The sequence below is a fragment of the Gluconacetobacter dulcium genome (assembly GCF_014174165.1).
GTDB classification, from domain to species: Bacteria; Pseudomonadota; Alphaproteobacteria; order Acetobacterales; family Acetobacteraceae; genus Gluconacetobacter; species Gluconacetobacter dulcium.
On sequence record NZ_JABEQN010000020.1, the window covers coordinates 84,123 to 90,488 of the forward strand.

Here is a 6,366-nt window from a genome sequence, read left to right on the forward strand (position 1 = left end):
GGGCCGTGGGCGCGCCGGGCGTTTGCATCGCCGCGCGCCGGCGGCAGGGGAGCGGGATCACATATGGTGGAAGGTGGGGGCGATCAGGTGGGTCTGGTTGTATTCCAGCTGCTCTTTCGTCAACTGGAGGCCGACCTCGAGCCTGTAGCCGTCGATCGTGACGTGCCTGGAGACCGGTAGCGTGATCGGCACGATGCGGGTGTGGGTGAGCATCTGCGTGACGTTGGCCGGGAACTGCACCTTCTCGACGAACTGCTTCTTGTTCTTGATCTCGTCGCCATAGACCACCGCGATGAAATACGGGACCTCCACCGTGCGGCCGGTGCCGGGGCCACGGGTGACGTTCAGGCCGAGGCTGACCTCGGCGACGACGGAGGCCGTTTTTTTCTGGTCTCCCGCGCCCCTGTGGCATTGGCCGGTGACGCGCGTGACGCTCGCGCGTGAGGCCAGGTGGCCGATATCATGCGACGGGCCGGTGAAGGCAATCTGGTCGGCGGCGGCGCCGAGGACCTCGACGGTCGGGCAGGCCGGCGCGAAGCCGTCGGGGTTGTCCATGGAGCATGCCGCCAGCGACATGGCGAACGGCAGGATCGCCAGGCCGCTGAGATGGGCGGGGCGAAGGCGGCGAAGGCCGCCTGGGCTGGCGATGGTCATGCGGGGGATCATGCGGGTTCCGGGGTCTCGTGCTGGCTCATGGTTGCGGGGACCGCCATGTGGACGGGCTGCTTGTGTGGCTCCGGCTGGACGGCTATGTCCAAATGCACCGGGGTTACAGGAAAATGGCTTGCGCCATGGCCCCGGTTTGCGTAGGGCCGGACCAGCACCGGGATGCGCGGCCGGCCGGTCGCTGCCCCCGGCCCGTATCCTATACCGCTCGCCGGCCGTTTGGGGAACACCATGCCCGACCAGATGATTCAGACCTCCGATTCCGCCCCCGTCGCGACGTCTCCGGCCGAGGCGCCCATGCGGTCGCTGAAGGTTCTGCTGGCGGGGCCGCGCGGCTTCTGCGCCGGAGTGGACCGCGCGATCCGCGTGGTCGAGGAAGCGATCCGCCGCTATGGCGCGCCGGTCTATGTGCGGCACGAGATCGTGCATAACCGCACCGTGGTCGAGGAGCTGGAAGCCCAGGGCGCCATCTTCGTCGAGGAACTGGACGAGGTGCCGGCCGACGCGCATGTCGTGTTCTCGGCCCATGGTGTGCCCAAGACGGTGCCGGCCGAGGCCGAGCGGCGCAACCTGCTGTATCTGGATGCGACCTGCCCGCTGGTCTCCAAGGTGCACCGCGAGGCCGAGCGCCATTTCGCCGATGGCGGGCCGGAAAGCCGCCATATCCTGATGATCGGCCATGCCGGCCACCCCGAAGTGGTGGGCACGATGGGCCAGTTGCCGGCCGGCGCGGTGACCCTGATCAACGACGCGGAAGAGGCGCGGAACGTCCAGCCGGCCGATCCGTCGCGTCTGGCCTTCATTACCCAGACCACGCTCTCGGTCGATGACACCGCCGAGATCGTCGAGATCCTGCGCCGCCGCTTTCCGCTGATCGAGGGGCCGAAGCGCGAGGATATCTGCTACGCCACCACCAACCGCCAGGAAGCGGTGAAGGCGATTGCGCCGGGTTGCGATCTCGTGATCGTGATCGGTTCGCCGAACTCGTCCAACTCCCAGCGCCTGCGCGAAGTGGCGGAACGGTCGGGTGCGCCGCGTGCCCTGCTGGTGCCGCGCCTGAGCAATCTGGACTGGTCGGTGCTGGAGGGGGTGAACACGCTGGGCATCACCGCCGGGGCTTCGGCGCCCGAGGCGCTGGTGCAGGAAATGGTCACGGCGCTGGCCAAGCATTTCTCGCTGGAAATCGAGGAACGGACGGTCAAGGAAGAGAACGTGACCTTCCGCCTGCCGGCCCCGCTGGGCTGATCAGGCCGGGTTCGCATGGCTGTCTATACGGATGTGTCGGACGGGGCGCTGCGTGCGTTCCTGTCCCTTTACGAGATCGGTGAACTCACGGCCTATCGGGGCATTGCCGAGGGGGTCGAGAACAGCAATTTCGTCCTGCGGACCACGGACGGCGATTTTATCCTGACCCTGTATGAGCGCCGGGTGAACCCCGACGATCTGCCCTGGTTTCTGGGATTGATGGGCGCGTTGGCCGACCATGGCCTGTCCTGCCCGCGTCCGGTGGCGGGGCGCGACGGCGAGGCGCTGCGCACCCTGGCGGGCCGGCCGGCGGCGATTACGACCTTTCTGCCCGGCGTGTGGCCGCGCGACGTGCGGGTGGAGCATTGCGCGCCGCTGGGCGCCGCGCTGGCGGCGCTGCATGTGGCGGGGCGGGACTACAGGGCCGAGCGCGCGAACGGGCTGGGGCCTGATGCGTGGGGACCGCTGCTGGAATCCTGCCGGGCGGAGGCGGATTCGGTCTCGGCGGGGCTGGGGGCGGAACTGGATGCCGCCCTGGGGGCGATCCTGCCGGCGTGGCCTTGTGTGGGCGATCTGCCGCGCGGGCAGATCCATGCCGATCTGTTCCCCGACAATGTGTTCTTTCTCGATGGTGCAGTGTCGGGGCTGATCGATTTCTATTTCGCCTGCACCGATTTCCTGGCCTACGACATCGCGATCTGCCTGAATGCCTGGTGTTTCTCGGCCGATGGCGTGTTCGTGCCCGAGCGGGCGCGGGCGCTGGTCGCGGGATATGAATCGGTGCGGCCGCTCGAGGCCGCCGAACGGCGGGCGATGCCGGTGCTGGCGGCGGGGGCCGCGATGCGCTTTCTGCTGACGCGGCTGTACGACTGGCTGAACACGCCGGCCGGCGCGATGGTGACGCGCAAGAACCCGCTCGATTACCTGCGCCGCCTGCGCTTTCATCGTGCGGCGGAGGATGCGTCGGTCTATGGCGTCTGAGACCGACGAACGGCCGGTGGGGGCCGATGCCGCATGCGAGCTGGAGGCGCCCAATGCGTCCGCGCCGGTCGAGATCTGGACCGATGGGGGCTGCAAGCCCAATCCGGGGCCGGGCGGCTGGGCGGCGCTGCTGAAATTTCGCGGGACCGAGCGCGAGATTTCGGGGGGCGAGGCCGAGACCACCAACAACCGCATGGAACTGACGGCGGCGGCCGAGGCGCTGGAGGCGTTGAAGCGCCCCTGCGTGGTGGTGCTGCATACCGACAGCGAATATGTGCGCAACGGCATTACCCGCTGGCATACCGGCTGGGTGCGGCGGAACTGGCGCAATGCTTCGGGCGATCCGGTGGCGAACATGGATCTGTGGCGGCGGCTGCTGGAGATCAGCAAGCGGCACCAGGTCGAATGGCGCTGGGTGCGTGGCCATTCGGGTGACGAGAACAACGAACGGGTCGACCGGCTGGCCACGGCGGCGCGTGACGCGCTGGGGCTGGCCTATCCCGTTCGTCGCCGGTGACGGTTCCGGCGCTGGACCTGCGCGGGCTGGCGGTGGCCCATGGCGGGCGCGACCTGTTCGCCGGACTGGATCTGACATTGCCGGGCGGGGTGTTTTCCGTGCTGCTGGGGGCCAGCGGCGTGGGCAAGACCAGTCTGCTGCGGGTGATCGCGGGGCTGGACCGGCCGGCGGCGGGCATGGTGGTGGCCGGTGATGGCGCGCCGCTGGCGGGCCGGGTGGCCTGGATGGGGCAGCGCGACCTGCTGCAACCCTGGGCGCGGGTGATCGACAATGTGACGCTGGGCGACCGGCTGCGCGGCCGGCGGCCCGATCGTGACCGGGCGGCGGAACTGCTGCGGCGGATGGGGCTGGCCGACCGGCTGGCGGCGCTGCCGGGGGAACTGTCGGGCGGCATGCGCCAGCGCGTGGCGCTGGCCCGGACCCTGTACGAGGATCGTCCGGTCGTGCTGATGGACGAGCCCTTTTCGGCACTGGACAGCGTGACGCGGGCGCGGATGCAGGATCTGGCGGCCGAGACGCTGCATGGCCGCACCGTGGTGCTGATTACCCATGACCCGCTGGAGGCGTGCCGGCTGGGGCAGGCGATCCTGCTGATGGCGGGGGACCCGGTGCGTGTGGAGGCGATCGCGGTGCCGGCGGGCGCGGTGCCCCGGCCGGCGGACGACGATTCCGTGCTGCATGCCCAGGGGGTGCTGCTGCGCCGCATGCTGGATGCGGCGGGGCGATGAGCGCCGGGCGAATCGCGGCGCGGCTTGGCCGGCCGGTGGGCACGCTGTGCGGGCTGGGCCTGCTGTGGTGGGGGATCGTCCGGCTGGGCGGGGTGCCGCCCTATCTGCTGCCGCCGCCGGGATCGGTGGCGCGGGCCTTGTGGGCGCAGCGCGGATTGCTGGCCGGCGCGGCGGGGACGACGCTGCTGGAAACCGTGCTGGGGCTGCTGCTGGGCACGGCGGGCGGCGGCGCGCTGGCGCTGCTGATGATGGCCTCGGCCCCGGTGCGGCGCTGGATGATGCCGCTGGTGCTGCTCAGCCAGGCGGTGCCGGTCTTCGCGCTGGCGCCGCTGCTGGTGCTGTGGTTCGGATTCGGCATTGCTTCCAAGGTGGTGATGGCGGTGCTGGTGATCTTCTTTCCCATCACCTCGTCCTTTTTCGACGGTTTGCGCCGCACGCCGCCGGGGTGGCTGGACCTGGCGCGGAGCATGGATGCGCGGCCGGGCCTCGTGCTGCTGCGGCTGCGGCTGCCTGCGGCGCTGCCGGCCTTTGCCACCGGTCTGCGGGTGGCCGCCGCGATCGCGCCGCTGGGCGCGGTGGTGGGGGAGTGGGTGGGGGCGTCGTCGGGGCTCGGCTTCCTGATGCAGACGGCCAATACCCGCTTCGAGACCGACCTGATGTTCGCGGCGCTGCTGGTGCTGGCGTCGATGACTGTGCTGCTCTGGTGGGGGGTGGACCGGGCGCTGGCGCGGATGCTGTACTGGGTGCCGGACGACCGGTCCGACTGAAGGAGTGATTATCGTGGCGCGCGCCATCATCATCGACACCGACCCCTCGCCGGACGATGCGGTCGCTTTTCTCATGGCGCTGGCCTCGCCCGACGAACTGGAGGTGCTGGCGCTGACGACGGTCGGGGGCAACGTGCCGCTGGCGCTGACCACGCGCAATGCCCTGATGGCGCTGGAACTGGCCGGACGGGGCGACGTGCCGGTCTATGCCGGTGCGGCGGGGCCGCTGGTGGGGGCGTTGCGCACCGCCGAGCATGTGCATGGCGCCACGGGGTTCGACGGCTACGACCTGCCGCCGCCGTCGCTGACGCCGGCCGAGGGATTCGCCCCCGACCGGATCGTGGACCTGGTGATGGCCCGGCCGCGTGACAGCGTGACGCTGTGCTGCCTGGCGCCGCTGACCAATATCGCCCTGGCGATGCTGCGCGAGCCGCGCCTGGCCGGGCACCTGCATGGGATCGTGCTGATGGGCGGCGCGCGGACCGAGGGCGGGAACATCACCCCGGCGGCGGAATACAACATCCATGTCGACCCGGAGGCGGCGGCGCGGGTGTTCGATTCGGGCGTGCCGATCACGATGATCCCTCTGGATTGCACGCATCGGGCGCTGACGACGGCGGCGCGGATGGCGCGGCTGCGCGCGATCGGCACGCCGCTGGCCGAGGCGTTCTATCACCTGCTGACGTTCAACAAGCGTTTCGATGCGCGCCAGGGAGGGACGGATGGCGGCCCGCTGCATGATCCGACGGTGATTGCGGCGCTGCTGCGGCCGGACCTGTTCAGCGGCCGGCTGGCCCATGTCGGGATCGAGTGCCAGGGCACGCTGACGCGGGGCATGACGGTCATCGACTGGCGGAGCGTGACCGGGCGGCACCCGAATGCGCTGGTGCTCAACCGGGTGGATGCCGAGGGATATTTCGATCTGGTGATCGAGCGCCTGTCGCGCTTTGGCATCGGATCGCCATAAAGCAGCGCCGCGTGCCGATGGAAGGTTGCCCGACCGGGGTGCGCTCCAGTAATGGTCGCGCGTTCGCGCCGGTCGGGCGCGGCCGATCCTGACGTCGCTTCCCAGTGGGGCGCCCTGCTGTCCGGAGTCCGCATGGACCAAACACCGCCCCCGTCTTCGTCGTCTTCCCCCGTCCAGCCCCGCGCGGGCGGTGTGGGGGACCCTGTGTTCGCGGGGCTGGTGCGGCTTTCCGGGTGGCTGATCCTGGCGATCATGGGTGGTCTGATAGCGGTTCTGGCGTGGGGCGGGCTGTCGGCGTGGTCGGCGTTTGGGCCTGGCTTTGTGTGGAGCGCGGTGTGGAACCCGGTGACGCAGCATTTCGGTGCGGCGGCGCCTGTGTTCGGTTCGGTGATGACGACGCTGCTGGCGCTGGTGTTCGCGGTGCCGCTGGCGTTCGGGATTGCGTTCTGGCTGGTGGAGATGGCGCCCGCGATGGTGGCGGGGCCGATCGGGATG

General features: G+C 70.0%; 7 protein-coding genes and 1 pseudogene. 7 read left to right on the forward strand and 1 reads right to left on the reverse strand.

Going from position 1 to position 6,366, the window contains the following annotated elements; translation table 11 throughout:
- Positions 1-57: 57 nt before the first annotated feature.
- A complete protein-coding gene (locus tag HLH25_RS15205; RefSeq protein WP_246402539.1) occupies positions 58-654 on the reverse strand; it encodes a hypothetical protein in 597 nt (198 codons plus the stop codon).
- 243 nt (positions 655-897) lie between these two features.
- Between HLH25_RS15205 and ispH the strand changes: the two genes are divergently transcribed.
- The 7 genes and pseudogenes from ispH to pstC form a co-directional block, all read left to right on the forward strand.
- Entirely contained in the window at positions 898-1,911 is a 1,014-nt protein-coding gene (ispH, locus tag HLH25_RS15210; protein WP_182974876.1) for a 4-hydroxy-3-methylbut-2-enyl diphosphate reductase, read from the forward strand.
- A 15-nt stretch (positions 1,912-1,926) separates the two neighbouring features.
- The gene (locus HLH25_RS15215; RefSeq protein ID WP_182974877.1) at positions 1,927-2,892 is read left to right on the forward strand and encodes a homoserine kinase; all 966 of its coding nucleotides are present in this window, start codon (positions 1,927-1,929) and stop codon (positions 2,890-2,892) included.
- Entirely contained in the window at positions 2,882-3,409 is a 528-nt protein-coding gene (gene rnhA / locus HLH25_RS15220) for a ribonuclease HI (protein ID WP_246402541.1), read from the forward strand. Before HLH25_RS15215 ends, rnhA begins: the two co-directional genes overlap by 11 nt.
- Positions 3,406-4,137, forward strand: a complete 732-nt coding sequence (locus HLH25_RS15225) for an ABC transporter ATP-binding protein (protein ID WP_182974878.1) — start codon at positions 3,406-3,408, stop codon at positions 4,135-4,137. The genes rnhA and HLH25_RS15225 overlap by 4 nt, the downstream gene beginning before the upstream one ends.
- A complete protein-coding gene (locus tag HLH25_RS15230; RefSeq protein WP_182974879.1) occupies positions 4,134-4,904 on the forward strand; it encodes an ABC transporter permease in 771 nt (256 codons plus the stop codon). The genes HLH25_RS15225 and HLH25_RS15230 overlap by 4 nt, the downstream gene beginning before the upstream one ends.
- A gap of 13 nt (positions 4,905-4,917) precedes the next feature.
- The gene (locus HLH25_RS15235) at positions 4,918-5,871 is read left to right on the forward strand and encodes a nucleoside hydrolase (RefSeq protein ID WP_310889004.1); all 954 of its coding nucleotides are present in this window, start codon (positions 4,918-4,920) and stop codon (positions 5,869-5,871) included.
- 132 nt (positions 5,872-6,003) lie between these two features.
- A pseudogene (pstC, locus tag HLH25_RS15240) lies at positions 6,004-6,366 on the forward strand (phosphate ABC transporter permease PstC); the annotation flags it as partial.

Bases quoted from the DNA above. Each gene is read 5' to 3' on its own strand.
- HLH25_RS15205 (WP_246402539.1), bottom strand. From the start codon at position 654: ATGACCATCGCCAGCCCAGGCGGCCTTCGCCGCCTTCGCCCCGCCCAT.
- HLH25_RS15215 (WP_182974877.1), top strand. From the start codon at position 1,927: ATGGCTGTCTATACGGATGTGTCGGACGGGGCGCTGCGTGCGTTCCTG.
- ispH (WP_182974876.1), top strand. From the start codon at position 898: ATGCCCGACCAGATGATTCAGACCTCCGATTCCGCCCCCGTCGCGACG.
- HLH25_RS15230 (WP_182974879.1), top strand. From the start codon at position 4,134: ATGAGCGCCGGGCGAATCGCGGCGCGGCTTGGCCGGCCGGTGGGCACG.
- rnhA (WP_246402541.1), top strand. From the start codon at position 2,882: ATGGCGTCTGAGACCGACGAACGGCCGGTGGGGGCCGATGCCGCATGC.